This window comes from Alteromonas sp. ABV4_515 (assembly GCF_056160345.1).
Genome location: NZ_JBSWWZ010000005.1, coordinates 193462 through 219202 on the forward strand (window position 1 = coordinate 193462; position 25741 = coordinate 219202).

The window sequence follows — 25741 nt, forward strand, 5'->3', positions numbered from 1 at the left end:
GTCACAATGGGTAGTATAGAAAGCTCAGATGACATTAACTTTACCTTACTTTCTGCTATATCCGTATGAATATTCTTGAGAAAATAACGCAAAACAAAGCCGCTTTCAGTAAGTCGGAACGCAAAGTTGCCGAAATCATTCTGGCAAACCCACAAACAGCGATTCACTCGAGTATAGCAACACTCGCCAAAATGTCGGATGTCAGTGAGCCTACCGTCAACCGGTTCTGTCGTCGTCTCGACACCAAAGGCTTCCCTGACTTTAAATTGCATTTGGCCCAAAGCCTTGCAAACGGGACACCCTACGTGAACCGACACGTTGATGAAAGCGATGGTCCTGGCGAATATACCAATAAAATTTTTGAATCAACCATGGCCTCGTTGGAGGTTGCACGTCAGTCAATCGACGTGAACACCGTTAACCGCGTGGTAGATTTGCTCACTCAGGCGCAGAAGATTTCATTCTTCGGATTAGGGGCGTCGGCGTCAGTGGCCCACGATGCGCTCAATAAGTTTTTCCGCTTCAATGTACCGGTTGTTTATTTTGAAGATATTCTGATGCAGCGCATGAGCTGCATGAACTGCTCGGACGGTGATGTGGTTGTACTCATTTCACATACCGGCCGCACGAAAAGCCTGGTTGAAATTGCACAAATAGCGCGTAGTAACGATGCCACCGTTGTTGGTATAACGTCTGCCGACAGCCCGCTTTCGAAAGAATGTACTTATGTGCTTTCTCTTGAAGTACCTGAAGACACCGACATGTACATGCCAATGGCGAGCCGTATTGCGCAGCTAACGCTAATTGATGTACTGGCAACGGGTTTTACGTTACGTCGCGGTAATAAGTTCAGAGAAAATCTTAAGCGTGTCAAGGATACGTTACGAGGCTCGCGGTTCGACAAACGCGATCTCTAGTTCTAATAATCGACTCACCTCTACTAAAGCCGCCATCTATGGCGGTTTTTTATTTAATATTCCCTGCCCCTTAACAAGAAGCTAAAATTTAACCACTGGTAAGGCCAGTAGTTAAAAAAATTCTTGGGATTCACATTTTTGTCAGATTGCACTACTATTCTGTAATAAAATTACGTAAACGCATTACAGCAACAAAAATCGAACATTTTTGTGACAACACTGTCAATGCTTTTAGGTACTTATTAAAGCCTATCTGTTAACGACAAATACAAGCGACGACTAACTATGACCAGAAGAACAAAGATACTTGCCACGCTAGGACCTGCAACAGACACCATTGAGCGCATTGAAGCCATTATTGCGGCAGGTGCGAATACTGTACGCATGAATTTCTCACACGGTCAGGCTGAAGATCACATCGAGCGCGCCCGCAAAGTTCGCCAAGCCGCAAAAAACCTGAACAAATATGTTGCTATCCTTGGGGATCTGCAAGGTCCTAAAATCCGGGTTGCCCGTTTCAAAGAAGGCGCGATTAACCTGGATGTTGGTGCTCCTTTTGTCCTCGATGCGGAATTAGGTAAAGAAGAAGGCGACATCAATGCAGTGGGTATCGATTATAAAGCCCTGCCCGATGACGTTAACGCTGGCGATATTCTGCTACTCGATGATGGTCGTATTCAACTACAAGTTACAGAAGTGGTCGGCCGTAAAGTGCACACGAAAGTAACGGTTGGCGGCAAATTATCAAATAACAAAGGGATTAACCGTCAAGGTGGCGGATTGTCTGCTGAAGCACTTACCGCTAAAGACAAAGAAGACATTAAAACGGCAGCCGCTATTGGCGTAGATTATTTAGCAGTGTCTTTCCCCCGTTCTGGTGCTGACCTTGATTATGCCCGTAAACTTGCTCGTGAAGCAGGCTGTGATGCCATGATTTGCGCCAAAGTTGAACGCGCGGAAGCGGTAGCCACTGACGAAGCCATCGATGACATCATCGCCGCCTCAGACGCGGTTATGGTTGCCCGTGGTGATTTGGGTGTCGAAATCGGTGATGCAGAGTTGGTGGGTGTGCAGAAAAAACTGATTTCACGTTCGCGCCAGTTAAACAAAGTGGTAATCACTGCTACGCAGATGATGGAATCCATGATCAACAGCCCAATGCCTACCCGTGCAGAAGTCATGGACGTAGCAAACGCCGTGCTTGATGGCACAGACGCTGTGATGTTGTCTGCAGAAACTGCAGCGGGTAATTTCCCGGTAGAAACCGTTCAGGCCATGGCGCGGGTTTGTGAAGGTGCAGAAACGCATCCAAGTATTCGTCTGTCTAAACATCGTATGGACGATACCTTTTCAACGGTAAGCGAGACTATTGCATTGTCTGCAGTATATGCAGCAAATCACTTACCTAGCATCAAAGCGATTGTCGCGTTAACGGAAAGTGGCAACACGCCGAAGTTGATGTCGCGTATTACCACATCACTGCCAATCATCGCCCTGTCTCGTCACGAAGCGACACTGAACGCGATGGCACTGTATCGTGGTGTGCGCCCAGTGTATTTCAATTCTCACGCCAGTGAGCCAGGTCAGCTTAAAAACGACACCATTGCAGCATTGAAAGAAATCGGCCTGGTGAAAGAAGGCGATAGCTTGATTATGACTTACGGTGACGAAATGGAAAAAATCGGTGCCACCAACGCGCTGAAAATCGTTCAGGTAGACTAATAGGCAACACTATCCATGTATAAAGAAGCCAGCTTTGATGCTGGCTTTTTTATGCTGTATCCGTTGAGGGAAAGCGCTTGTTAGCGCCAGAATGTAAAATGCGCGTCGCTATTAGGTGCGGGTTTATCTGGAATTTCAAACGCCGGCGTACCTAAGTACAAAAAGCCCACAATTTCATCGTCGTTGGATAACTCCAGCGCGGCTTTCACCAACTCGCAGTGCGCATAAGCGCCAGTTCGCCATATACCATTGAAGCCCTGTGCAACGGCCGCCATTTGCATCGCCATTACCGCGCAGGAAGCAGAGGCTATTTGCTCAACCCGTGGTACCTTCTCATGTTCTTTGTATTGTGCAATCGCCACGATAACCATGGGCGCACGAAGCGGCAACTGAGGCGCGCGTTCAATTTCCTTCTCAGATTTGTCATTTTCAATCGCAGACTGTTCGAAAATGCTGCCCAGTTTATTCAGTCCGAGTTCTTCACAAACAATAAAACGCCAAGGCGCTAAAGAGGCATGATCCGGCGCGCGCATCGCCGCCTGCATAATGTTTTTTAGCGCATCCCCTTGCGGGGCTGGCGCTTTAAGTCTGGGTTGGGAACGCCGATTGAGTAAAAGTTCCAATGCATCCAAAACACGCACTCCTGTTTTCGTTTTTGATTTCACCTGCAGAATGAAAATGAATTTGCCAGATAGGGCTCATTTACAGGGCTAAAGTAACACCTCTCAATTTACCAAACCAGGGATATGAGTTGAACCATCGACCTGGCGTTTTTAAATTGAACAATCACCGTGCTATTAAGCTTAGCTAACCCACCGTTTACCACTAAAGCAAGATCCAACATCGCCGAAATGGTTTAATCAGTACTGGTCTTAAGTCGGCTATACAGTCTAAATTCCGGGTATTACAATTCATTACAATTTAAGTTAGCTATCTATCGTGGATTGGTTACCATGAAACAAACATCTTCTGAGGTATAAAGATATATGGCAGCAAAAGGAAGCTGGACGAAATCACTATTTGTCGGTCTGTGGACCGTTTTGAATTTCGCAAGGAAACTGGTTTTCAACCTTTTCTTTCTGGTTATCGTCATCGCAGTAATCATCGCCGTTAGCAGTGGCGAAAAACCTGTCCAGGTTAAACCCGACAGTGCCCTCTTACTTTCACTCAATGGCAATCTTGTTATTGAAAAAGAGCAAGTGGAGCCCTTCGCGCAATTTATGCAAGAAGCATTTGGCGAAGAACCTGAAAATCCGGAAGTACTGGTTCGCGACGTGGTGAAGGTGCTTGAAAACGCCAAGCAGGATAACCGAATAAAAGCGCTGGTATTGGATTTATCAGGATTACGCGGTGGTGGCTTAGATAAACTGCGTACGGTAGCGGCAGCTATCGATGATTTTAAAGCCGAAAAACCCGTTTACGCCATTGGCGATTACTTTGGTCAAGATCAATACTACTTGGCAGCCCATGCCGACCACATTTACCTGAACCCGATGGGTGGGGTAATGTTTGAAGGCTATGGTCGTTTCAACTTGTATTTTGAGAAGCTTCTCGAAAAACTTAAAGTGACGACTCACATCTTCCGTGTTGGTACTTACAAGTCTGCCGTTGAACCCTTCATTCGTAACGACATGTCTGATGCAGCGAAAGAAGCGAACCGTGTTTGGCTCGATACCTACTGGCAGCAATACAAAAGCGATGTGGCAGCGGCCCGTGGTGTAGACATTAATAATTTCGATGAAAGTCTGGATGCCCTACTCGCTAAGTTTGAAGCAGCCGGTTCTGACTTCGCAAAATATGCACTTGAAAACGGCTGGGTTGATGCTCTCAAAACACGCTCTCAAGTGCGTCAGGAACTGGTAGACCTGGTTGGTACAAACGATGACGAATTGGGTGTTAATTTCACCCCTTATGGTGCTTATCTTTCTGCCGTAAGTCGCCCGCTACCTAAAATTGAGAACAACAATGATAAAGTGGCTATTGTTGTCGCCAAAGGTGAAATTCTCGACGGCACGCAACCGGCTGGTACCATTGGCGGTGAAAGTACAGCTGCTCTGCTTCGTCAGGCGCGCATAGACGACACCGTTAAAGCTGTGGTCATGCAGGTTGATTCTCCCGGAGGCAGTTCTTTTGCTTCTGAAATTATTCGTCAGGAAGTGCTCGAGCTGCAAGCTGCGGGTAAACCTGTGGTTGTATCAATGAGCACCTACGCCGCTTCAGGTGGATACTGGATTTCCGCTCCTGCAGATAAGATTTTTGCATCACCTAGCACCATCACCGGTTCTATTGGCGTATTTGGCATGTTCATGACATTTGAAGATTCGCTAGACTACCTTGGTGTCAATGTGGATGGTGTGGCATCAACCGATATTGCAGGAATGTCAGTCATGCGTGAGCTAGATCCTCGCTTCGGCCAAATCTTACAGCGTAACGTGGAAAGCGCTTATAACCAGTTCATTACCATGGTAGGTGAGAATCGAGATATGACACCGGAAGCGGTAGATAAAATAGCTCAAGGACGTGTTTGGATTGGTAGCCAGGCTTTAGAGCTCGGCCTGGTGGACGAATTGGGCGACCTAAATGACGCCATCGCTTCTGCCGCAGAAATGGCTGAATTGGATAGTTATGAAACCTTCTACGTGCAGCGAATTCTGTCACCACAAGAAATGTTCTGGAAAGAGTTTTTCGGTCAGGCTCTGGTATGGGGTGCGAAAATGCAATTTGCTGATAGCGATAGCCAGCTATTGAAAATGGTTAAAAACCTGATGACAGAAGTGAACGCTGTGACTAGCCTTAACGATCCAAAGGGTGTTTATATCCTTTGCCTTGAATGCAAGGTTCAGTAAGCAGTCCGTGGCACTTACTTCATCTGATAAAAAGGCGGTGACTGACGAAGTTCACCGCCTTGTTCATATTGCAGAGCAGTTTTTTAACTGTCGTTTTCCATTGCCAGATGTGAGCTTTCGCCGCAGTGGTAAAAACGCCGGTACCGCCTTCTTACAACAAAACAGGGTTAACTTTAACCCTGTGCTACTAGCAGAAAACAAAGACGCCTTCTTTGCAGAAGTCATCGCCCATGAAGTGAGTCATCTTCTCACCTGGCAGAAATTCGGCAAAGTAAAACCTCACGGCAATGAATGGCAAGCCATAATGCGCGAAGTGTTCAACTGTGAGCCCTCCACCACCCATAATTTTGATCTGAGCGGCTTAAACATTCGCACCTTTCCCTACCAGTGCGGCTGTCAAACGATAAACCTGTCAGTTAGGCGTCACAATAAAGTGCTCAAAGGCATGCAATACCGCTGTACCCGTTGTGGTGAGATGTTGAGATTTCGCGCGAATCACTGAAAAATAGCCAAAAAAAACCGGTGACATCACCGGTTATTCTTTTACTGGACTTTAATTGAACCACTTCTGGGTGAAAACCCGGTCTAATTCGCTGAATGCTGTTTTCAGGGTTGATGCCAGTTCACGGTATTTAGGTTGTGAGCGCATGGCTTGTAATTCACAGCCTTCCGCCGCCATCTTTCTATGTACCTCTTGGTACCAGCTTTTAAGTTGCGGAGGTAACACCTGATTGGAACGGTGCCCTAGCCAGAGTAGACCCTGAACAGGCAAACTAATAAAGAAAAGGCCAATGGCTAGTGCTTGTGGTAGATAGGCTGCGCCTAACACGTTAAACATCATGCCTGCGGCGACAATCGCCAATGGCGGCATGGTTTTAATTGCCAGCTTAGTCGCGCTCACCACTCTGCATTCGGGAAAGAAAGCATAAAGCTCACGCTTTACCGGCCAGGTATTCATGTAATCCTGACCATCACGAAGTAACGTGAAAACTGATTGTGACATGCTTACTCTCCATACAGGTTGTCGGCGTTCACTGACATTGGCGCTGGTGTGCTGAATAAGACAGCAAACCGAGGATTTTGTTGCAGGGTTATTAGCATTCTATACTAAATTGCACTGCGATTGGTTTATTATAGCCTACTAATTAGGTCAGGTAACAACCCAGACATATGTTGTAATGAAAAGTCATACTCAATTTAGGTTGAATATGCGATATTGGACCTTATTAAGATAACATCATTTTTTCAGGGCAATAAGCGCTATTATGCCCTGCGCAACGGAGACAAACATGGCAGAAAGCAGACACGTCCGTCTACTTATTCTGGGCTCTGGCCCAGCTGGATATTCAGCAGCAGTTTATGCAGCCAGAGCAAACCTTGAACCTGTACTTCTGACAGGTATTCAGCAAGGTGGTCAGCTTACCACCACAACCGAAGTTGAGAACTGGCCCGGCGATCCTGAAGGTCTGACCGGTCCGGATTTAATGGTGCGTATGCAAAAGCATGCTGAAAAATTTAATACCGAAATTATTTTCGATCACATTAATAAAACCGATTTCAGCAAACGTCCTTTTACCCTTTACGGTGACTCAGGTACTTACACCTGTGACGCCCTGATCATCGCAACAGGTGCATCAGCAAAATATCTGGGCATGGAATCTGAAGAAGCGTTTAAAGGTAAAGGCGTGTCTGCGTGTGCAACGTGCGATGGATTCTTTTACCGTAATCAGAAAGTAGCCGTTGTTGGCGGTGGTAACACAGCCGTTGAGGAAGCGCTGTATTTGTCTAACATTGCTTCAGAAGTACACGTAATTCACCGTCGTGATTCATTCCGCAGTGAAAAAATTCTTGAGCAGCGCCTGTTGGATAAAGCCGAGAATGGCAATGTGGTATTGCACCTCAACCGCACGTTAGATGAAGTACTCGGTGACGAGATGGGCGTAACGAAAGTGCGTATTGCCGCCACCGACTCCGATGCGAAAGAAGAAATCGATGTAATGGGTCTGTTCATTGCTATCGGCCACAAGCCGAATACCGATATCTTTGAAGGTCAGCTTGAAATGAAAGATGGCTACATCAAAGTACAAAGTGGATTGCAAGGTAACGCGACTCAGACATCAGTAGAAGGTATTTTTGCTGCCGGTGACGTGAGCGACCACATCTACCGCCAGGCAATTACCTCTGCGGGTACAGGTTGTATGGCCGCACTGGATGCCGAGAAATTCCTCGACGGCATGCGCCCTGAACAGGGTTAACACAAAAATGGGCAGCTTGCGCTGCCCATTTCTCTTTTGCTACACCTTATCCACCGATGATTGAACTTCCCTATCTCAACGTAGAAACGCCTTTTCCTCCGGTATCTACCGCACTAACCGAACCCAACGGATTACTTGCTTATGGTGCCTCTCTCGATGCGCCCCGACTTTTTAACGCGTACTCTAACGGTATTTTTCCCTGGTTCAGCGATGATGAACCGATTCTTTGGTGGTCGCCCGATCCACGAGCCATTATAGAATTGGAAGATTTTCATCTTTCTCGCAGCCTCAAAAAGTTGGCAAATCGCCGTCAATATACCGTAACCCTGAACCAGTCGTTTGATGAAGTGATACAAGCGTGCGCCAGCATACCGCGCATGAATCCGCATAGTGATGCGCCAACCACTGAAACCTGGATCGTCGACGACATGATTACCGCGTATAAGCAACTGCATCAAGCCGGCATTGCGCACTCTGTGGAAGTATGGGACGAGCAGAATAATCTCGTTGGCGGCCTCTATGGCGTCGCTATCGGTGAAATTTTTTGTGGTGAATCGATGTTTCACCGCCAACCCAACACGTCTAAGCTGGCGATGTATGCCCTTGTCACCCATATGAAAAAACATCAATTGGCGTTTATAGACTGTCAATTACCTACTGAACATCTTGCCAGTTTAGGCGCAAAAACCTTGCCTAGACGCACATTTATTGAACGCTTACGCAAGCATAATGGTACACTAGATGGAGACGGCAGGATTACTGCCGAATATCGTTACCGTTGGCAAGGTGGAAATATAACCCCATGAAGTTCGGGCTTACGCAGTCTTTCGCCTGCAGTTATTTACCGCAAAAAAATGAACAATTGTTAGTGTTCGCAGACACTGAGCAAGATCTCAGTTATCGTTACGGGCAGCTTATCCAGGCTGGTTTCCGGCGTAGTGGAGATCAAATTTATCGTCCCCACTGCCCTACCTGTGATGCCTGTCAGTCAATTCGTATCCCGGTGGCGGAATTTACTCCATCGCGCAGCCAGCGGCGGGTGCTTAAACGTAACAGTCACCTGACAACCCGATTATCCCGAACCCCGGCAGAGAGCTATTATCCGCTGTATGAGCGCTATATTAATGCCCGACACACCGATGGCAGCATGTATCCTCCCAGCCGGGAACAGTTTGATAGCTTTATTTTGTGCCAATGGAACCCGCCCGTTTTCATTGAAGCCTGGGACGGCGATACCCTGGTCGCCGTCGCCGTTACCGATGACATCACCATGGATGAAAACCAACGCGCTTTTTCAGCCTTATACACATTTTTTGCGCCGGAACTGGCTGCGGCTTCCATGGGTACATGGATGATCATGCAGCAAATAATGCATGGGCAGTCTGAAGATCGTCAATATCTCTATTTGGGTTATCAAATAGATGACTGCACAAAAATGAATTACAAATCAAAATTTCTGCCTCACGAGCGCTTGTTCGACATGAAATGGCAGAAATTCAGCTCAAAAAGGGCCTGAGCCCTTTACACGCGCGCTTTTATTGGTTAATGTCTGCGCGGCAAAATTTTGACTTACTGAGGTAATTGCTTTACATGGCAAAAGAAGATTCTATCGAAATGGAAGGAACAGTGGTTGACACACTTCCTAGTACACAATTCCGCGTTGAACTTGAGAACGGTCACGTTGTGACTGCCCACATCTCTGGCAAAATGCGCAAGAACTATATCCGCATTCTGACCGGTGACAAAGTAACCGTGGAGATGACGCCATACGATCTAACTAAAGGCCGTATCGTCTACCGTGCAAGATAATACTCAGTAGTCTGTAGAATCTTATTAAAAAAGCCCGATGACATTCATCGGGCTTTTTATTTGGTTCTTTAAAGAAAACTGAAACCGCTGAATCGATTAATTCGACTCAGCCTCTTCATTAGGCGCTTCGGCACCAGAGAAAGAAAACTCCAGTTTATCTTCGCCAAGGTCAACTTTCACACTGCCGCCTTTACTGAGTTCACCAAATAACAACTCATTAGCTAACTCTTTCTTCACTTCCTCTTTGATGAGACGTGACATTGGACGAGCCCCCATTGACTTGTCGTAACCCTTCTCTGCCAGATAAGCCCGGGCAGCAGGTGTTACTTCAAACGACACGCCTTTGGTATCGAGCTGCGCTTCCAGTTCCACCAGGAACTTATCAACCACCTGCAGAATAACGTCGGTACCCAAGTGATTAAACCAGATGATACCGTCGAGGCGGTTACGGAATTCTGGTGTAAACACCTTATTGATTTCCGACATTGCATCGTGGCTATGATCTTGTTGCTTAAAGCCGATAGACTTACGCACGGTTTCCTGAACGCCGGCGTTGGTTGTCATCACCAATACCACGTTACGGAAATCCACTTTACGCCCGTTGTTGTCTGTCAGTGTACCGTGATCCATTACCTGCAGCAGGATGTTGTAGATATCGCTATGCGCTTTCTCGATTTCATCAAGCAAGACCACTGAGTACGGATTTTTAATAACCGCGTCAGTCAGCAAACCGCCCTGATCGAAGCCCACATAACCCGGAGGCGCACCAATGAGACGGCTCACCGCGTGCCGTTCCATGTACTCAGACATATCGAAACGTACCAGCTCAACGCCCATGATTTTCGCTAACTGCTGTGTCACCTCGGTTTTACCTACACCGGTAGGACCGGCAAACAGGAAGCTACCAATTGGCTTTTCTTCACTGCCGAGACCGGCACGTGACAAATGAATCGCGTCAGTGAGCGTTTCAATGGCTTTGTCCTGACCAAACACCACCATTTTCAAGTCGCGTCCCAGATGTTTCAGTGCCTGACGGTCTGATGCAGAAACTGATTTTTCCGGTATACGCGCCATCTTGGCAATGATTTGTTCAATGTCAGCCACATTGATGGTTTTCTTACGGCGTGATGCAGGCAATAAACGCTGGCTCGCACCGGCTTCATCCATCACGTCAATGGCCTTATCAGGCAAATGACGCTCGTTAATATACTTCGCTGATAGCTCTGCCGCCGCTTGCAACGCTTTTTGCGTAAAGCGTACGCTGTGATGCTCTTCATAGCGAGACTTCAGGCCCAGCAAGATCTTCGTCGTATCGCTTACTGAGGGCTCCGTCACGTCGACTTTCTGGAAACGACGAGCCAGTGCTCTATCCTTTTCAAAAATGCCCTGATATTCCTGGTAGGTCGTGGAACCGATACAACGCAGTTCACCAGAACTCAGTTTGGGTTTCAGTAGGTTAGATGCGTCCATGACACCACCGGATGCCGCACCAGCACCAATGATGGTGTGGATTTCATCGATGAACAAAATAGCGTGCTCGTCTTTACTCAGTTCTTTAAGAATTGCTTTCAGACGTTTCTCGAAATCGCCACGGTATTTAGTACCCGCAAGCAGACCACCTAAGTCCAGTGAATACACCGTACTTTCAGCAATCACATCCGGCACGTCTTCGTTAACGATGCGGTAAGCTAAACCTTCGGCAATAGCCGTTTTACCCACACCGGCCTCACCCACCAGCAGCGGGTTGTTTTTACGGCGACGACACAGAATTTGAATAGTGCGCTCCACTTCGGCATCGCGACCGATAAGTGGGTCGATCTTGCCGTCTTTCGCCTGACGGTTCAGATCAGTAGAATATTTGCTCAGCGCAGAACCAGACTCTTCCCCTTCAGCCATTTCTTCGTTGTTTTCAGCACCAGCAGGACTCTCGTCGTCGCTTTTGCTTACGCCATGGCTAATGTAGTTCACCACATCCAAACGGGTTACGTCAGCACGTTTAAGAATGTAAACCGCCTGAGATTCTTGTTCTGAGAAAATGGCGACTAGGACGTTGGCGCCTGTCACTTCGTCTTTACCTGAAGACTGAACATGGAAAACTGCGCGCTGAAGTACGCGCTGGAAGCCTAAAGTCGGCTGGGTTTCTCGCTCATTAGCTTGCTCGTCCATAATGAGCGGCGTGGTATCTTTGACGAATTCGATGAGTTCAGCTTTGATTTGCTCGATGTTTGCACCACAAGCCTTGAGTGCATCCCGGGCAGCAGAATTATCCATCAGTGCCAGCAACAAATGCTCTACCGTCATGAATTCGTGACGATGTTCTCTGGCAAACACGAAAGCTTCGTTCAGCGTTTGCTCTAACTCTTTATTCAACATATCGCTCGCCCTCTGTTAATAGACTTATGCCTGTTCCATGGTGCACATAAGCGGGTGTTGATGCTTACGCGCGTACTGATTGACCTGCATCACTTTGGTTTCTGCAATCTCTGCAGTATATATGCCACAAACGGCTCGTCCCTGATAGTGAACAGTGAGCATAGTTTGATTGGCCTTCTCAGCATCCATATTAAAAAAATGCATGAGTACTTCGACCACGAAGTCCATTGGCGTGTAATCGTCGTTGTTTAACAACACTTTATACATCGGAGGCGGCTGCGTCTTCTGACGTTCCGCCAAGCGTTCTTTTTCTCGGTCTATACTGATCGCGTTGTCTTTACTCATAGTACAATAATAGTGCCTTAGCGCAGATTAGCTGATTTTTTTGCAAATAAATAATCTTTAATTTACGCTTGACATGCAATGGTTAAAATATCTACAGTTTTAACTATGGATATTCGAGTGACGCGAATATCCATCGTGTTCCCAACATCTATAGTGGGGGCATTGTATTATGAGTTCAAGGATTAAGAGGAAGTCGATGTATGGCGGTTGGTAAAGTTAAATGGTTTAACAATGCTAAAGGATTTGGATTTATCGTTCCGGAAGATGGTGGTGAAGATATTTTCGCTCACTACTCAACCATCCAAATGGAAGGATATCGTTCTCTGAAAGCAGGCCAGGAAGTAACGTTTGATGTACAGCAAGGTCCTAAGGGCCTGCACGCGGAAAACATTGGTGTTGTAGAAGAACCTGAACGTTAAAATTCAATAAAGCATTCCAAAGGGCTTTTTACTGCTATAAGGCAGTCGGTAGAAAGCCTTTTTTATGCTCCATTTTCTGCGGTGCCTTCTCAATTTACCGCACACCAAATAAAAAACCCGGCGAAAGCCGGGTTTTTTGGTTTTGCTTAAACGCTTACTTAGACAGAGATTCCTGCAGCGTTTTGCTTGGAGACATGGCTGCGTACAGTTTGTCTTCGTCTGGGAAGTAGTAACCACCGATATCTTGTGGTTGACCCTGAGACGCATCGATTTCTTCAATGATTTTGTCGATGTTAGCAGTCATTGCTTCTAAAGTTGGCTTAAACAGCTCAGCCAGTTCTTTATCTTCAGTCTGCTCGGTCAGTGCTTCGGCCCAGTACAGCGCCAGCCATACGTGGCTACCACGGTTGTCCAACTGGCCAACCTTACGCTCTGGCGACTTACCCGTGTTCAGCAGCTTCTCAGTGGCTTTATCAAGGGCTACTGCCAGCGCTTTCGCTTTAGAGTTGCTGTGCTTAATAGCCAGCTCTTCAAGCGATACTGCCAATGCCAAGAACTCACCCAGTGAATCCCAGCGTAAGTGACCTTCTTCAACAAACTGTTGAATGTGCTTAGGCGCTGAACCACCCGCACCGGTCTCGTATAGACCGCCACCGGCCATCAGAGGCACGATAGACAGCATTTTCGCACTTGTACCCAGTTCCAGAATTGGGAACAGGTCAGTCAGGTAGTCACGCAGTACGTTACCGGTTACAGAAATGGTATCCAGACCGCGGATTGCACGTTCCATAGAGAAACGAATCGCACGTACCGGTGACATGATTTGAATGTCCAGACCGTTGGTATCGTGGTCTTTCAGGTATTTCTCAACTTTCTGAATAAGCTGTGCATCGTGAGCACGCTCATCATCCAGCCAGAATACTGCTGGCATGCCAGAGTTGCGGGCACGGGTAACCGCCAGTTTAACCCAATCCTGAATCGGCGCGTCTTTCGCCTGACACATACGCCAGATATCGCCTTCTTCAACATCGTGCTCAATCAATACTGTGCCGTCCTGATCAACAATTTGTACAGTACCGTCTGCTTCCAATTCAAACGTCTTGTCGTGTGAACCGTACTCTTCTGCTTTCTGCGCCATCAGGCCAACGTTAGGCACTGTACCCATAGTTGTTGGGTCAAACGCACCGTGAGTCTTACAGAAGTTAATCGCTTCCTGATAGATGGTCGCGTAAGTTGACTCAGGGATAACCGCTTTAGTGTCGTGAGCCTTTCCATCCGGACCCCACATCTGACCGCTGTTACGGATCATAGCAGGCATAGACGCATCAACGATTACGTCTGAAGGTACGTGCAGGTTAGAGATACCTTTGTCAGAGTTAACCATTGCCATAGGCGGACGGTCAGCGTAACAAGCGTTGATGTCTTTTTCGATTTCGGAGCGCTGTGACTCTGGCAGAGAAGCGATTTTATCGTATACGCTGCCCAGACCGTTGTTAGGGTTAACACCCAGATCTTTGAACAGGTCTTCGTACTTGTCGAACAGTTCTTTATAGAACACTTTTACACAGTGACCGAATACGATTGGGTGAGACACCTTCATCATGGTCGCTTTTACGTGCAGTGAGAAAAGAATACCTGTGTCTTTTGCATCTTCGATTTGTTCTTCGAAGAATTTGCACAGGGCTTTCTTGCTCATGAACATGCCGTCGATAACTTCACCCGCCAGCAGGTCAACACGAGGCTTCAGCGTTTTCTTGCTACCGTCTTTGCCGGTAAATTCAATGCTTACGTAGCCGTCTTTCTCAACCGTTGTGGATTTCTCGCTTGAGTAGAAATCGCCACCGCGCATGTGCGCTACGTGAGAACGTGAAGCCTGGCTCCACTCACCCATTGAATGCGGGTGCTTCTTCGCGAAGTTTTTAACTGCAGTTGGTGCACGACGGTCTGAGTTACCTTCACGCAGAACCGGGTTAACCGCTGAGCCCAATACTTTGCCGTAACGTTCACGAATATCTTTTTCTTCGTCCGTTTTAGGATCTTCAGGGAACGGAGGAACGTTATAGCCTTTTGCGTTTAATTCTTTAATTGCTGCACGCAATTGGGGAATAGATGCACTGATGTTAGGCAGTTTAATGATGTTAGCTTCTGGATCCTGCGTTTTTTCACCCAGGTCAGTCAGTGCGTCTGGCACTTTTTGATCGTCGTTCAGGTAATCCGGGAAGTTGGCGAGAATACGCGCAGCCAGTGAAATATCGCTTAACTCGATGTCGATGTCAGCAGATTTAGCAAATTTCTCAATGATTGGCAGTAAAGAGTAAGTCGCCAGCATTGGCGCTTCATCTGTTTTTGTGTAGATGATAGTCGACTTAGCTTTGGTCATTATATACCTCAAAGTTGTCGGTAAAGAGCTACCTGATTTATTCCATTAACCCCGCGTGGAATCGCTATAATATGCAGGGCATCTCGGTAATATCGTAAGTTTCTGATCACGAATACTGAAATAACCTTTCAGTCTGGTCTATATCTGTAATTTACAGATCACTGTGTCATGTCCTCTCGCCCACGAACATGTCACCCAAATCGTCATTATCACGAGTCCGCCTTGCAGACGCACCCACTCCTGCCGAAATTACCGCGCTCAATAGTATAGGGTCGGACGTAGGAGTTACAAGTCATACCATTGTCTTAAGCGTGAAGATCAATCTATTTTTAACCGATTTTATGAATTATTTTTGCAAATCCGTTTTTTTTCATCAGAAATAATGCAAAGCCGTGCCGCAATTTCATGGGTTTTTCGGTAGCATACGCACAATTATTTTTTGCCTGGTGCCATTATGTCTGCAGGAAAAGTGCTGCTGTTTAATAAACCCTTCAATGTGCTGACCCAGTTCACCGACCAGGAAGGCCGACAAACCCTGAAAGATTTTATTCCCGTACCGGGCGTGTATGCAGCCGGTCGTCTCGACCGTGATTCTGAAGGCCTATTAGTGCTCACAGACGATGGCAAACTTCAGCACCGTCTCGCCAATCCTAAAGCCAAAACCAGTAAAACCTATTGGGTACAGGTTGAAGGTGAAGTTACCGACGACGCCATTGCGCAACTTTGTCGTGGCGTGGAATTGAAAGACGGCATGACCCGACCCGCTAAAGTGAAAAGAATAGACGAACCGAACCTTTGGCCCCGTAACCCTCCCGTCAGGTTTCGTAAGCATATTCCAACCAGTTGGCTATCGATAACGATTACCGAAGGCAAAAATCGTCAGGTGCGGAGAATGACGGCCAACGTGGGATTCCCTACCCTTCGTTTAATTCGCTACCGCATCGGAAACTGGACCATCGATGGTATCGATAACGGCAAATATATCGAGATTAGCTAACCGTTTCGGCAGGATGGTTTATCCTTATAGCAGTGTTAGCCACCACCGCTGCCAGGCGCTTTTCATAAAATGGTACAAGATAGAACACATTAGCACTGTATCTGCCGTGTAAACTGCAGATGTTTCTGGTAGAATCCGCGACCCTGAGTAACCGGGCAACGTTGGAAATTAACGAAGAGTCAGTATGTCATCAAATTCAACCCCTTCTCCATCAAAACAAAAAGTCATTGTCGGCATGTCCGGCGGTGTGGATTCCTCTGTTTCTGCCTATCTGTTGCAGCAGCAGGGTTATCAGGTGGAAGGTCTGTTCATGAAAAACTGGGAAGAAGACGACAACGATGAATACTGTGCTGCCGCAGAAGACCTGGCAGACGCGCAGGCGGTGGCAGACAAGCTCGGAATGGAATTGCACACCATCAATTTCGCAGCAGAATACTGGGACAATGTATTCGAATATTTCCTTGAAGAATACAAAGCGGGACGCACGCCGAACCCAGATATCATGTGTAATAAGGAAATCAAATTTAAAGCTTTCCTTGAGTTTGCAGCCGAAGATTTAGGTGCTGATTATATTGCTACCGGACATTATGTGCAGCGTCGATATAAAGACGGTCACTGGCAAATGTTGCGAGGACTCGACAGCAATAAAGATCAAAGCTACTTCCTTTACACCCTTGGCGAAGAGCATATAGCGAAAACCCTGTTCCCAGTTGGCGAACTGGAAAAGCCCAGAGTCCGTGAAATTGCGGAAGAACAGGGCCTAATTACCGCTGACAAGAAAGATTCCACCGGTATTTGTTTTATTGGTGAACGGAAATTTAAAGATTTTCTGGGTAAATTTTTACCCGCTCAGCCTGGTGTCATTGAAACCGCTGAAGGTGAAGTGATTGGCGAACACGAAGGTTTGATGTACCACACCCTTGGTCAGCGCAAAGGCTTACACATTGGTGGACTGGCAAAATACGGTGACGACCCTTGGTATGTGGTAGACAAAGACGTTGAACGGAACGTGCTCATTGTTGGTCAAGGTGCAAACCATCCTCGACTGTATTCAAAAGGCCTGATTGCCAAGCAATTACATTGGGTAGACCGCACACCGGTAACAGAAACCGTGCGTGCAGTAGTGAAAACCCGCTATCGTCAAACAGATATTCCCTGCACATTACGCCCTATTGACGACGACCAGGTCGAAGTATTATTCGACGAACCGCAAAAAGCAGTGACCCCGGGTCAGTCTGCGGTATTTTATCGCGATGAGGTGTGCTTAGGTGGCGGGATAATAGAGAGCTATATTCGCTGATGCTTGACCCAAGGATAGAACAACACATTGCCCTGGCCGGTGTGTGCCAGGCCGCAGCACTGGTGCAGAAAGTTGCCCGCTCCGGTGCAGTAGATACGGAAGCCTGTGAGGCCAGTTTGTCCAGTATTTTAGTGACAGATCCGGAATCCCCCCAGCATGTGTTCGGCCAGTTAAGTAACCTGAAAATGGGTTATAAAAGTATTGTGTCTCAGCTTTCCGGCCGAAGCAGTCATAAAGATGCAGAACTTACCCGCTATGTTGCTAGTCTGCTGAGTATGGAAAGAAAGCTGGCAGCAAAGCCAGATGCGCTGAACGAACTCAGTCAACGTATTTCCCATGTTCAGCGGCAGCTAGCCCATGTCGATTTCGACAACAGCCAGATTATCGCCTCTCTGGCCAGTATTTATTCCGATATTATTAGTCCGCTGGCCCCGAAAATTCAGGTTGCGGGTAACAATGAATTTCTTAGCCGTCCGCTCAATCAACAACGGGTTCGTGCACTGTTGTTAGCTGGTGTGCGGGCTGCGGTAATGTGGCGGCAAATGGGTGGGCGCAGACGCCAAATCCTGTTCGGCCGCAAACAAATTTTACACAGTGCAACCCTTGCACTGAGATTAATCAACTAGTTTAGTTTAGGAGCTAAAGGTGGAACTGACTCAGTTAACCGCAATTTCCCCTGTAGATGGCCGCTATGCCAGTAAGAGTGCCGAGCTGCGCAGCATTTTCAGTGAATACGGCTTATTGAAATACCGTGTTCAGGTTGAAGTAAGATGGCTACAAATGCTGTCAGAGCAAGCTTCAATTGCTGAAGTCCCCGCCTTTAGTGAAGCGTCTCATACGCTACTAAACAATATCGTTGCCAACTTCTCAGTTGATGACGCCATGCGCATCAAAGAAATTGAACGTACCACCAACCACGATGTGAAAGCGGTTGAGTACTTCTTGAAAGAGCAAGTGGAAAGCAACAGCGAACTGAATGCTATCAGCGAGTTCATTCACTTTGCCTGTACCTCAGAAGACATTAACAACCTGTCTCACGGTCTGATGTTGACAGAAGCCCGCAACACAGTGCTGCTGCCTTACTGTGACAAACTGATTAGTGAAATCACTCGTCTGGCGAAAGAATACAAAACCATTCCAATGATGGCCCGCACACACGGTCAACCTGCTTCCCCAACCACCATGGGTAAAGAAATGGCGAACGTGGCAATGCGCCTTCGTCGTCAGCGTGATCAAATTGCTGCGGTTACCTTGCTGGGTAAAATTAATGGTGCGGTAGGTAACTACAATGCACACTTGTCTGCTTACGCAGATACCGACTGGCATGTACTGTCAGAAAATTTTGTTACCAGCCTGGGCCTAACGTGGAACCCGTATACCACACAAATCGAGCCACACGATTACATCGCCGAATTGTTTGATGCAGTCGCCCGTTTCAACACCATCATTCTGGATTTCGACCGCGACGTTTGGGGCTACATTGCGCTGGGTCACTTCAAACAGAAAACCATTGCCGGTGAGATTGGTTCATCTACCATGCCGCACAAAGTGAATCCTATCGACTTTGAAAACTCGGAAGGTAACCTGGGTCTGGCGAATGCTATTTTTGACCATCTGGCTGCCAAACTGCCTGTATCACGCTGGCAGCGTGACCTCACCGACTCCACGGTTCTGCGTAACCTAGGCGTAGGTGTGGGCTATGCGGTTATTGCTTACCAAGCCACCCTGAAAGGCATCAGCAAGCTGGAAGTGAACGAAGCAAGCCTGCTGGCTGAGCTGGATAACAACTGGGAATTGCTGGCGGAGCCAATTCAAACGGTTATGCGCCGTTACGGTATCGAGAAGCCTTACGAGAAGCTGAAAGAACTGACTCGTGGTAAAAAAGTGAATGCGGAAGTCATTGCCGAGTTCATTGACGGCCTGGAATTACCTGATGCCGTTAAAGCAGAGCTAAAAACCCTGTCTCCGGCCAACTACATTGGCGATGCAATCCGCCTGGTTGATCAGTTGCCTGAATAAATTTTCAGCGGTAGACTCTGAAAAATCTTCGTAATAAGGGCTGCTTCGCAGCCCTTTTTTCACTGTCAGGGAAAGTGTGAAAAAGCCTAACCTCAAAACCAGTATGACCACCACCATGCTGGTACGAAACCTCTCATTCGCCGTGCTTGCCGGGCTTGCCTTGTACACATCGGCAGTCGTGCTGATCCTAAAAGACTACTCCACGCCGGTACTCATGCTTATTGCCATGCATGGTATTTTGTTTGCCAGCTGTGTTGCACTGACTTACCGCCGACGCCCGGGTTCATCCGATCGCGCGAGGTTTTTCTTCGTTAGCAGTAGTATGACGCTAATCACATTACTTTCTTTAATGTGGGAAAAAGACACGGGTCTGCAACAGTTACTTCTGTTTGGCATGATCACCAGTGGTTTTATTTTTCCTCGCAACGAGAAACGCCAACGGCGGTTTGCAGAAACAACCTTTGGATTACTGTATGTCGTTGTGGAAGCCGTGATTGTTTTTAGTCAGTCTCACAGCTTCGCCTCTTTACGCTTAGCCAACGCGGTGATTCTGGTGACGGGTGGCCTAATGGTTCTGCGGTGGATACGAGGAAAGCTCGAAACACAAAGTCAAACACTGGCACTATCAGAAAAGCAAAACAAAGCGCTACTGAACAGTATGCTCCCCCTCGGCCCTAATAACAGCACGGAGCACTGGCCCCTTGGCATGACAGACAAACTGCACAATGTCAGCGTACTGTTTGCCGATTTGCAAGGTTATACCAAGCTCAGTGAGCGCTACGATGATGCCCACATTGTGTCGATTCTAGACGATCTTTACAGCCTGTTTGATAACCTGGCAATTCGCTACGGCATCGAAAAACTAAAAACCAATGGCGATGAATATATGGCTGCTGTGGGAATACCAAGTACCCTTGCGCGTAATGAAGTGGGCAACGCGCAAACCGTAGAAACGCTTTGTTCGTTTGCACAAGATATGTTGCAAAGCTTCCGCACATTATCGGAAGAACGGGAACTGGGCTGTAATATCCGTATCGGTATCGCCACCGGCTCAGTCATTGGCGGTATTATTGGAACGCATAAACCCTATTTTGATATCTGGGGGAAAACGGTGAACCGTGCTGCTCGTCTTGAACAAGCGAGTATTCCCGGCACCATTACTGTTTGCGCCCGCACTCGGGGCCACCTCATAGACAGTCAAAATACACAATTCGACTTCTCAGACCGCTTTGTTGTTGGTGACAACCTGGTGGCCCACACGCTTATTTTTAAATCCTGACGACTCCGGACACACGCATGTATCAACTGAACGGTGAATTCTGCACCGATACTTTCCTCGCTCAACACTGGCAAAAAAAGCCTATGGTGATCAGTGAAGCCTTTAGCGGTTTTATCGATCCGGTTGATGAACACGACCTGGCTGGTCTTGCCCAGGAAGAGCAAATAGACAGTCGAATTGTCAGTCAAGACAACGGTAAATGGCACGTTTCACACGGCCCTTTCGAAGATTTCGAGGATGTTTGTAAAGGGAAGTGGACGCTGCTAGTGCAAGCCGTAGACCGCTACATAGCTGACATCGACGCGCTCATGGAAGCCTTCCGTTTTGTGCCGTATTGGCGCATGGACGATGTAATGATCAGTTTTGCTGTGGAAGGGGCTGGTGTGGGCGCGCACACCGACCAGTATGATGTATTTTTGATACAGGGTAAGGGCTCGCGGCGTTGGCGTGTTGCACCGCCCGACAACAGCGAAACCCATACCCCGCACAAAGATTTACAGCAAGTTACCGCGTTCTCTCCAACCATTGATGTGGTATTGCAACCGGGTGATATCCTTTATATCCCTCCAGGCTGGGCCCATGATGGCGTAGCGCTTGAAGACTGCCTCACCTACTCTATCGGCTTTCGCGCACCGACACAGCAGGATTTACTTCAGCAACTCGCCGACACGGTAGCCGAACAAACCGGCGATAAAACAGATAGCAGTACGCGCTATAGCGACCCGGAGCTCGCAGCCCAATCCCATCCTTCTCTGGTGACAGAAAAGACCAGCAATGCCCTTAAAAACATGTTCTTAGAGTTCTTAAACAGTGCTGATGGCGAAGATGCGCTACTGAGCTTATTGAGTAACCAGCATCTCACTCCTCTCGAAGCGCCAGAAGAAATAACCACTGAGGAGCTGATTGCCTGTTTGGAAGAGGGAGACAGCGTGATGAGAGCACCAGGCTGTAAACCACTGTACAGTGAAACGCAAAATCATGAGCAGTTTACCTTTTTCATTAATGGTGAAAAATTTGCGGCACCTAAGCATCTCATGCCCCGACTTATTGCTCTTTTTGCTGGCGAACCGCTGTCGATAAACACCCCGGAAGCTGACGCCGGTGACATTGCGCTACTTTCTCTGTTAGCTATACTGATCTCAAGAGGTTACTGGGAATTAAGTAACTAACCACCATCGTCGCCTGAAAGCATCACGAGGACGTTTTCAGGCAACCATGACTCAGAGCGATGATCATGTGTTTTCAAGTTGAAAGTGTTGATTGGACGAGTGGTAAACATCAACTGACAAAACTTCGCGAACAAGTGTTTGTGATTGAATGGCATATCCCTCAAAACGCTGAATTTGACGACAGAGATTCAGACGCTTTTCATGTTTTAGTATCCGACGATAAGCATCGAGCAATTGCCTCGGGAAGAATAACCCCCGACGGTGAAATTGGCCGTATTGCTGTACTTCACCCTTATCGCACTTTAGACGTCTACAAAATGTTGTTCGCCTCTCTCATCAAGGTTGCAGAGTCTGCTTGCGTTAACGAGGTGAAGGTTGTGTGCAATCTAGATAGTGTAGAAGCCCATAAATCGCGGGGCTACCTGCCAGAAGGCCCGGTGTTTATGGAAGCCGGTATTCCCCGTCAGCGGATGTTATGCCCCATTAGTCAGTTTTCACTGCCCATGGTCAGTGAGCTTCACTGACCAACGCGCTCTACTTAACTTGCCCAGAGCGATTCATCTTCGTAAAAACGGTACAGCGATTCAGCGCGGTTTTGTAGGAAGTCAGCCTGACTGCGCTGTTGTGCACTGCTCTCGCTGTTTTCCAGCGTATTTGCCGCTTGTACCTGCCATTTTAAGGCAAAGTGACGCATGGCATCTCTGGCATCAGGAGCATTCTCTACGAGCATAAAATCGGTGGGCAACTCACCGTTTATCACCCAGTAAGTCTTATTGTCTTCACCGGTGATTTTCCACAGCGCCAATACAGGAATTAGGTAGCGGCTTTCTTTGTGGTTAAGCGTTGAAGGTATTACCCCTTTTTCGGCGAGAAACATGTTCGCGTGTTGCCATTGTTCGCGTACCCATGCGGCGCTTTCTTCTTCGGTCATAGGTTGAGGTGTTGAGTCTGTCATCGTACTTCTTCTCAGGTTTTATTATCATTTTTAAGTAGCCGAAACCTTAACACAGCCAGCGACATTCGTCCTTATTTGCCCAACGGGTTCTTTTCACGTTTACACTTCGTTACAGCAAATTTCTTTTCATTTGCTATAACTAAGGTAATCTCTCAGGCTGCAATCACTTCAGGCTTATTTATGTTAAAAGTATTTCGAATTACTTTAGGGGCGCTACTCGCCGTTGCTGGCGTGGTGCTAACCATTATTCCTGGTTCCAGTTTATTAGTATTGGTTGGTCTGGTGGTACTTAGCTACGATGTGCCTAAAGCGCGGGTTTGGCTTAAAGTGGTTCAGGGAAGCATGCAGCGCGGCGCCAAAAAGCTCGATACTTTTCTTCTTGCAAGAAAGCTTCGCAAACGCTGCTAACCGCCCAACGAATGCACCTAACCGTCTCACGATATTGAATAGATAATAAAAAAGCCGCTTATCGCGGCTTTTTGTGTCTTAGCGGGTTGGTTGGGATGAACCCGCCGATTCCTTAAACTACATTGTAACTATAGCTTATCCGTGTTTTTCTGCCAGGTATAACCAGGTTTCAACCACAGTATCTGGGTTCAGAGACACAGAATCGATACCTTCGTCTACCAACCACGCAGCAAAATCTTCATGGTCAGACGGACCTTGACCACAAATGCCTACGTATTTGCCACGTGCTTTCGCTGCGCGGATTGCCATAGAAAGCAAGGCTTTAACGGCAGGGTCACGCTCGTCAAACAGATGCGCAATCAGGCCAGAGTCACGGTCAAGACCTAACGCTAATTGGGTCATGTCGTTTGAGCCGATAGAGAAGCCGTCAAAGATATCGAGGAACTGATCGGCCAGCAGCGCATTAGACGGCAGTTCACACATCATAATTACGCGCAGGCCATTATCGCCCTGCTTAAGGCTATTCTCTGCCAGAATATCAATAACCTGACGACCTTCTTCTAAGGTACGTACAAATGGGATCATGATTTCTACGTTCGTCAGCCCCATCACATTACGTACACGCTTAATGGCTTCACATTCCAGCGCAAAGCAGTCGCGGAAATCTTCTGACACATAACGGCTTGCACCACGGAAGCCCAGCATTGGGTTCTCTTCGTCCGGCTCGTACTGATAACCGCCGACCAGGTTGAAGTATTCGTTAGATTTAAAGTCCGACATACGAACAATCACTTTCTTCGGCGAGAATGCCGCACCGATACTGGCGATACCCTCAACCAGTTTCTGAATGTAGAATTCGCGAGGCGACGCATAACCCGCAATCATTTCGCTGATTTCTTCTTTCAGCTCTTCAGGCTGGTCGTCAAAATTCAGCAATGCTTTTGGATGCACACCAATCATGCGGTTAATAATGAATTCCAGACGGGCCAGACCCACACCTGCGCTTGGCAGACGAGCGAAATCGAAGGCGCGATCTGGGTTACCCACGTTCATCATCACTTTCAGTGGCAGATCAGGCATTGAATCAATGCGCGAAGTTACTACGTCAAACTCCAGCTCAGAGCTGTAAATGTAGCCTGTGTCACCTTCTGCGCAGGATACAGTAACTTTATCGCTTGTCGCGATGGAATCGGTAGCGTTACCACAACCAACAACAGCAGGAATCCCCAATTCACGAGCGATAATGGCTGCGTGACAAGTACGGCCACCACGATTGGTTACAATCGCAGACGCCTTCTTCATGATAGGTTCCCAATCTGGGTCAGTCATATCGGTAACGAGCACGTCGCCGGGCATAATTTTGTCCATTTCTTCAATGGATGCGAGTACCTTGGCTTCACCGGCACCAATTTTGTGACCAATTGCACGACCTTCACAAACGATGCTGCTCTTGTCTTTAAGCTGGAAGCGCTCGATGGTTTGACTATCTTCACGGCTACGCACGGTTTCTGGACGGGCTTGTACGATGTACAGCTTACCGTCGACACCATCTTTCGCCCATTCGATGTCCATTGGACGTTGATAATGCTTCTCGATGATAACCGCTTGTTTTGCCAGCTCCTGCACTTCGTCGTCGGTCAGTGAGAAGGTCAGTGAATCTTGCTGTTCAATATCTACAATGGAGACCTGCTTACCATGAGACAAATCTTCTGAGTAAATCATCTTGGTCAGCTTGCTACCCAGGTTACGACGCAGAATGGCCGGCTTGCCATTCGCCAGAGTTGGCTTGTGTACGTAGAATTCGTCAGGGTTTACCGCGCCCTGTACCACCATTTCACCCAGACCGAATGAACTGGTTACAAATACCACATCGTCGAAACCTGATTCGGTGTCGATGGTGAACATAACACCTGAAGAAGCGATATCACTGCGTACCATGCGCTGAACGCCCGCAGACAACGCTACGCCTTTATGGTCGTAACCTTGGTGTACACGGTAAGAAATAGCGCGATCGTTAAATAGAGAGGCGTATACGTGCTTAATCGCAACCATTACCGCATCATAGCCTTTCACATTCAGGAATGTTTCCTGCTGACCCGCAAATGAAGCGTCAGGCATATCTTCTGCAGTGGCAGACGAACGAACAGCAAAAGAAGCCGCGTCGCCCGCATCGCCCTGCAGGGTTTCAAACGCGTCGCGGATTGCATTTTCCAACGCAGGCTGGAATGGCGTGTCGATGATCCACTGACGAATGTTCTTACCGGCTTCTGCCAGTGCGGTTACGTTATCGACGTCAAGGGTATCCAGAACTTCATGGATCCGTGCTTCCAGACCACTTTGTTCAAGAAACTCGTTAAATGCATCAGACGTCGTGGCAAAACCACCAGGTACCTGAACACCGGCATTTGCCAAATTAGAAATCATTTCACCTAACGACGCATTCTTGCCGCCTACGCGACCTACATCATGCATCCCCAACTCTTGGTACCAAAGTACGTATTCTTGCACGGCCAAAGCCTCCAGCTTTATAAAATTTGTGTGATTCGCT

The 25741-nt window shown here is 47.6% G+C and carries 24 protein-coding genes; 17 read left to right on the forward strand and 7 right to left on the reverse strand.

Annotated elements, in window-relative coordinates; all coding sequences use genetic code 11:
- Nucleotides 1–65: 65 nt before the first annotated feature.
- Complete coding sequence (locus ACXAGX_RS13090; RefSeq protein ID WP_070124250.1) at nt 66–917, forward strand: MurR/RpiR family transcriptional regulator; 852 nt, start codon at nt 66–68, stop codon at nt 915–917.
- Nucleotides 918–1202: 285 nt separating this feature from the next.
- On the forward strand, nt 1203–2639 hold the full coding sequence (gene pyk, locus ACXAGX_RS13095; protein WP_474819860.1) for a pyruvate kinase: 1437 nt from the start codon (nt 1203–1205) through the stop codon (nt 2637–2639).
- An 80-nt stretch (nt 2640–2719) separates the two neighbouring features.
- Here pyk and ACXAGX_RS13100 read toward each other — a convergent pair whose 3' ends face one another.
- Entirely contained in the window at nt 2720–3271 is a 552-nt protein-coding gene (locus ACXAGX_RS13100) for an NAD(P)H nitroreductase (protein WP_474819857.1), read from the reverse strand.
- Between the two features lie 354 nt (nt 3272–3625).
- Here ACXAGX_RS13100 and sppA point away from each other — a divergent pair, with 354 nt between their 5' ends.
- Both sppA and ACXAGX_RS13110 read left to right on the forward strand, forming a co-directional pair.
- Complete coding sequence (sppA, locus tag ACXAGX_RS13105) at nt 3626–5485, forward strand: signal peptide peptidase SppA (protein ID WP_474838844.1); 1860 nt, start codon at nt 3626–3628, stop codon at nt 5483–5485.
- A gap of 7 nt (nt 5486–5492) precedes the next feature.
- Nucleotides 5493–5987, forward strand: coding sequence for a SprT family zinc-dependent metalloprotease (locus ACXAGX_RS13110; protein WP_474819849.1), 495 nt, complete (start codon nt 5493–5495; stop codon nt 5985–5987).
- A 51-nt stretch (nt 5988–6038) separates the two neighbouring features.
- On the opposite strand, the gene yfbV is transcribed toward ACXAGX_RS13110, so the two are convergent.
- Entirely contained in the window at nt 6039–6488 is a 450-nt protein-coding gene (gene yfbV / locus ACXAGX_RS13115; RefSeq protein WP_070124255.1) for a terminus macrodomain insulation protein YfbV, read from the reverse strand.
- 286 nt (nt 6489–6774) lie between these two features.
- Between yfbV and trxB the strand changes: the two genes are divergently transcribed.
- The 4 genes from trxB to infA all read left to right on the forward strand — a co-directional run bounded on the left by trxB (nt 6775) and on the right by infA (nt 9549).
- Nucleotides 6775–7740, forward strand: a complete 966-nt coding sequence (trxB, locus tag ACXAGX_RS13120; RefSeq protein WP_070124257.1) for a thioredoxin-disulfide reductase — start codon at nt 6775–6777, stop codon at nt 7738–7740.
- 56 nt (nt 7741–7796) lie between these two features.
- Nucleotides 7797–8546, forward strand: a complete 750-nt coding sequence (aat, locus tag ACXAGX_RS13125) for a leucyl/phenylalanyl-tRNA--protein transferase (protein ID WP_474838846.1) — start codon at nt 7797–7799, stop codon at nt 8544–8546.
- Nucleotides 8543–9256 (forward strand): arginyltransferase, encoded by a 714-nt coding sequence (locus tag ACXAGX_RS13130; RefSeq protein ID WP_474838848.1) that lies wholly within the window; start codon nt 8543–8545, stop codon nt 9254–9256. Before aat ends, ACXAGX_RS13130 begins: the two co-directional genes overlap by 4 nt.
- A 74-nt stretch (nt 9257–9330) precedes the next feature.
- Nucleotides 9331–9549: a translation initiation factor IF-1 gene (gene infA, locus ACXAGX_RS13135; RefSeq protein ID WP_070124261.1), complete on the forward strand. Its 219-nt coding sequence runs from the start codon at nt 9331–9333 to the stop codon at nt 9547–9549.
- A 96-nt stretch (nt 9550–9645) separates the two neighbouring features.
- Here infA and clpA read toward each other — a convergent pair whose 3' ends face one another.
- Together clpA and clpS are read right to left on the reverse strand one after the other, a co-directional pair.
- Nucleotides 9646–11922 (reverse strand): ATP-dependent Clp protease ATP-binding subunit ClpA, encoded by a 2277-nt coding sequence (gene clpA / locus ACXAGX_RS13140; RefSeq protein ID WP_070124263.1) that lies wholly within the window; start codon nt 11920–11922, stop codon nt 9646–9648.
- Between the two features lie 24 nt (nt 11923–11946).
- A complete protein-coding gene (clpS, locus tag ACXAGX_RS13145) occupies nt 11947–12267 on the reverse strand; it encodes an ATP-dependent Clp protease adapter ClpS (RefSeq protein WP_474819826.1) in 321 nt (106 codons plus the stop codon).
- Nucleotides 12268–12467: 200 nt separating this feature from the next.
- On the opposite strand from clpS, the gene cspD reads away from it, so the two are divergent.
- On the forward strand, nt 12468–12686 hold the full coding sequence (cspD, locus tag ACXAGX_RS13150) for a cold shock domain-containing protein CspD (RefSeq protein WP_070124267.1): 219 nt from the start codon (nt 12468–12470) through the stop codon (nt 12684–12686).
- A 154-nt stretch (nt 12687–12840) separates the two neighbouring features.
- Here cspD and ACXAGX_RS13155 read toward each other — a convergent pair whose 3' ends face one another.
- The gene (locus ACXAGX_RS13155; protein WP_474838850.1) at nt 12841–15066 is read right to left on the reverse strand and encodes an NADP-dependent isocitrate dehydrogenase; all 2226 of its coding nucleotides are present in this window, start codon (nt 15064–15066) and stop codon (nt 12841–12843) included.
- A 454-nt stretch (nt 15067–15520) separates the two neighbouring features.
- Here ACXAGX_RS13155 and ACXAGX_RS13160 point away from each other — a divergent pair, with 454 nt between their 5' ends.
- The 7 genes from ACXAGX_RS13160 to ACXAGX_RS13190 all read left to right on the forward strand — a co-directional run bounded on the left by ACXAGX_RS13160 (nt 15521) and on the right by ACXAGX_RS13190 (nt 22354).
- Complete coding sequence (locus ACXAGX_RS13160; RefSeq protein WP_474838852.1) at nt 15521–16063, forward strand: rRNA large subunit pseudouridine synthase E; 543 nt, start codon at nt 15521–15523, stop codon at nt 16061–16063.
- Nucleotides 16064–16247: 184 nt separating this feature from the next.
- Complete coding sequence (gene mnmA / locus ACXAGX_RS13165) at nt 16248–17363, forward strand: tRNA 2-thiouridine(34) synthase MnmA (RefSeq protein WP_474838854.1); 1116 nt, start codon at nt 16248–16250, stop codon at nt 17361–17363.
- Nucleotides 17363–17989: a high frequency lysogenization protein HflD gene (gene hflD / locus ACXAGX_RS13170; protein ID WP_474838856.1), complete on the forward strand. Its 627-nt coding sequence runs from the start codon at nt 17363–17365 to the stop codon at nt 17987–17989. The genes mnmA and hflD overlap by 1 nt, the downstream gene beginning before the upstream one ends.
- 19 nt (nt 17990–18008) lie before the next feature.
- A complete protein-coding gene (gene purB, locus ACXAGX_RS13175; protein WP_474819807.1) occupies nt 18009–19382 on the forward strand; it encodes an adenylosuccinate lyase in 1374 nt (457 codons plus the stop codon).
- Between the two features lie 76 nt (nt 19383–19458).
- Nucleotides 19459–20661 (forward strand): adenylate/guanylate cyclase domain-containing protein, encoded by a 1203-nt coding sequence (locus ACXAGX_RS13180; protein WP_474838858.1) that lies wholly within the window; start codon nt 19459–19461, stop codon nt 20659–20661.
- Between the two features lie 17 nt (nt 20662–20678).
- Nucleotides 20679–21830, forward strand: coding sequence for a JmjC domain-containing protein (locus ACXAGX_RS13185; RefSeq protein ID WP_474838860.1), 1152 nt, complete (start codon nt 20679–20681; stop codon nt 21828–21830).
- 65 nt (nt 21831–21895) lie between these two features.
- Nucleotides 21896–22354, forward strand: a complete 459-nt coding sequence (locus ACXAGX_RS13190) for a GNAT family N-acetyltransferase (RefSeq protein ID WP_474838862.1) — start codon at nt 21896–21898, stop codon at nt 22352–22354.
- A 14-nt stretch (nt 22355–22368) separates the two neighbouring features.
- Here ACXAGX_RS13190 and ACXAGX_RS13195 read toward each other — a convergent pair whose 3' ends face one another.
- Nucleotides 22369–22785, reverse strand: coding sequence for a DUF4826 family protein (locus tag ACXAGX_RS13195; protein WP_474838864.1), 417 nt, complete (start codon nt 22783–22785; stop codon nt 22369–22371).
- 180 nt (nt 22786–22965) lie between these two features.
- Here ACXAGX_RS13195 and ACXAGX_RS13200 point away from each other — a divergent pair, with 180 nt between their 5' ends.
- Nucleotides 22966–23193, forward strand: a complete 228-nt coding sequence (locus ACXAGX_RS13200) for a tellurium resistance protein TerC (protein WP_474819787.1) — start codon at nt 22966–22968, stop codon at nt 23191–23193.
- A gap of 135 nt (nt 23194–23328) precedes the next feature.
- Here the strand turns inward: ACXAGX_RS13200 and ppsA are convergent, their stop codons facing one another.
- Nucleotides 23329–25701, reverse strand: a complete 2373-nt coding sequence (gene ppsA / locus ACXAGX_RS13205) for a phosphoenolpyruvate synthase (protein ID WP_474838866.1) — start codon at nt 25699–25701, stop codon at nt 23329–23331.
- Nucleotides 25702–25741 lie beyond the last annotated feature (40 nt).

What these genes read in the sequence shown, in the direction of transcription:
- clpA (WP_070124263.1), bottom strand. Translation starts at nt 11,922, where the DNA reads ATGTTGAATAAAGAGTTAGAGCAAACGCTGAACGAAGCTTTCGTGTTT.
- aat (WP_474838846.1), top strand. Translation starts at nt 7,797, where the DNA reads ATGATTGAACTTCCCTATCTCAACGTAGAAACGCCTTTTCCTCCGGTA.
- ACXAGX_RS13155 (WP_474838850.1), bottom strand. Translation starts at nt 15,066, where the DNA reads ATGACCAAAGCTAAGTCGACTATCATCTACACAAAAACAGATGAAGCG.
- clpS (WP_474819826.1), bottom strand. Translation starts at nt 12,267, where the DNA reads ATGAGTAAAGACAACGCGATCAGTATAGACCGAGAAAAAGAACGCTTG.
- yfbV (WP_070124255.1), bottom strand. Translation starts at nt 6,488, where the DNA reads ATGTCACAATCAGTTTTCACGTTACTTCGTGATGGTCAGGATTACATG.
- sppA (WP_474838844.1), top strand. Translation starts at nt 3,626, where the DNA reads ATGGCAGCAAAAGGAAGCTGGACGAAATCACTATTTGTCGGTCTGTGG.
- mnmA (WP_474838854.1), top strand. Translation starts at nt 16,248, where the DNA reads ATGTCATCAAATTCAACCCCTTCTCCATCAAAACAAAAAGTCATTGTC.
- ACXAGX_RS13200 (WP_474819787.1), top strand. Translation starts at nt 22,966, where the DNA reads ATGTTAAAAGTATTTCGAATTACTTTAGGGGCGCTACTCGCCGTTGCT.
- ACXAGX_RS13195 (WP_474838864.1), bottom strand. Translation starts at nt 22,785, where the DNA reads ATGACAGACTCAACACCTCAACCTATGACCGAAGAAGAAAGCGCCGCA.
- ACXAGX_RS13160 (WP_474838852.1), top strand. Translation starts at nt 15,521, where the DNA reads ATGTCTGCAGGAAAAGTGCTGCTGTTTAATAAACCCTTCAATGTGCTG.
- ACXAGX_RS13190 (WP_474838862.1), top strand. Translation starts at nt 21,896, where the DNA reads ATGTGTTTTCAAGTTGAAAGTGTTGATTGGACGAGTGGTAAACATCAA.
- cspD (WP_070124267.1), top strand. Translation starts at nt 12,468, where the DNA reads ATGGCGGTTGGTAAAGTTAAATGGTTTAACAATGCTAAAGGATTTGGA.
- ACXAGX_RS13090 (WP_070124250.1), top strand. Translation starts at nt 66, where the DNA reads ATGAATATTCTTGAGAAAATAACGCAAAACAAAGCCGCTTTCAGTAAG.
- hflD (WP_474838856.1), top strand. Translation starts at nt 17,363, where the DNA reads ATGCTTGACCCAAGGATAGAACAACACATTGCCCTGGCCGGTGTGTGC.
- pyk (WP_474819860.1), top strand. Translation starts at nt 1,203, where the DNA reads ATGACCAGAAGAACAAAGATACTTGCCACGCTAGGACCTGCAACAGAC.
- ACXAGX_RS13185 (WP_474838860.1), top strand. Translation starts at nt 20,679, where the DNA reads ATGTATCAACTGAACGGTGAATTCTGCACCGATACTTTCCTCGCTCAA.
- infA (WP_070124261.1), top strand. Translation starts at nt 9,331, where the DNA reads ATGGCAAAAGAAGATTCTATCGAAATGGAAGGAACAGTGGTTGACACA.
- ACXAGX_RS13130 (WP_474838848.1), top strand. Translation starts at nt 8,543, where the DNA reads ATGAAGTTCGGGCTTACGCAGTCTTTCGCCTGCAGTTATTTACCGCAA.
- trxB (WP_070124257.1), top strand. Translation starts at nt 6,775, where the DNA reads ATGGCAGAAAGCAGACACGTCCGTCTACTTATTCTGGGCTCTGGCCCA.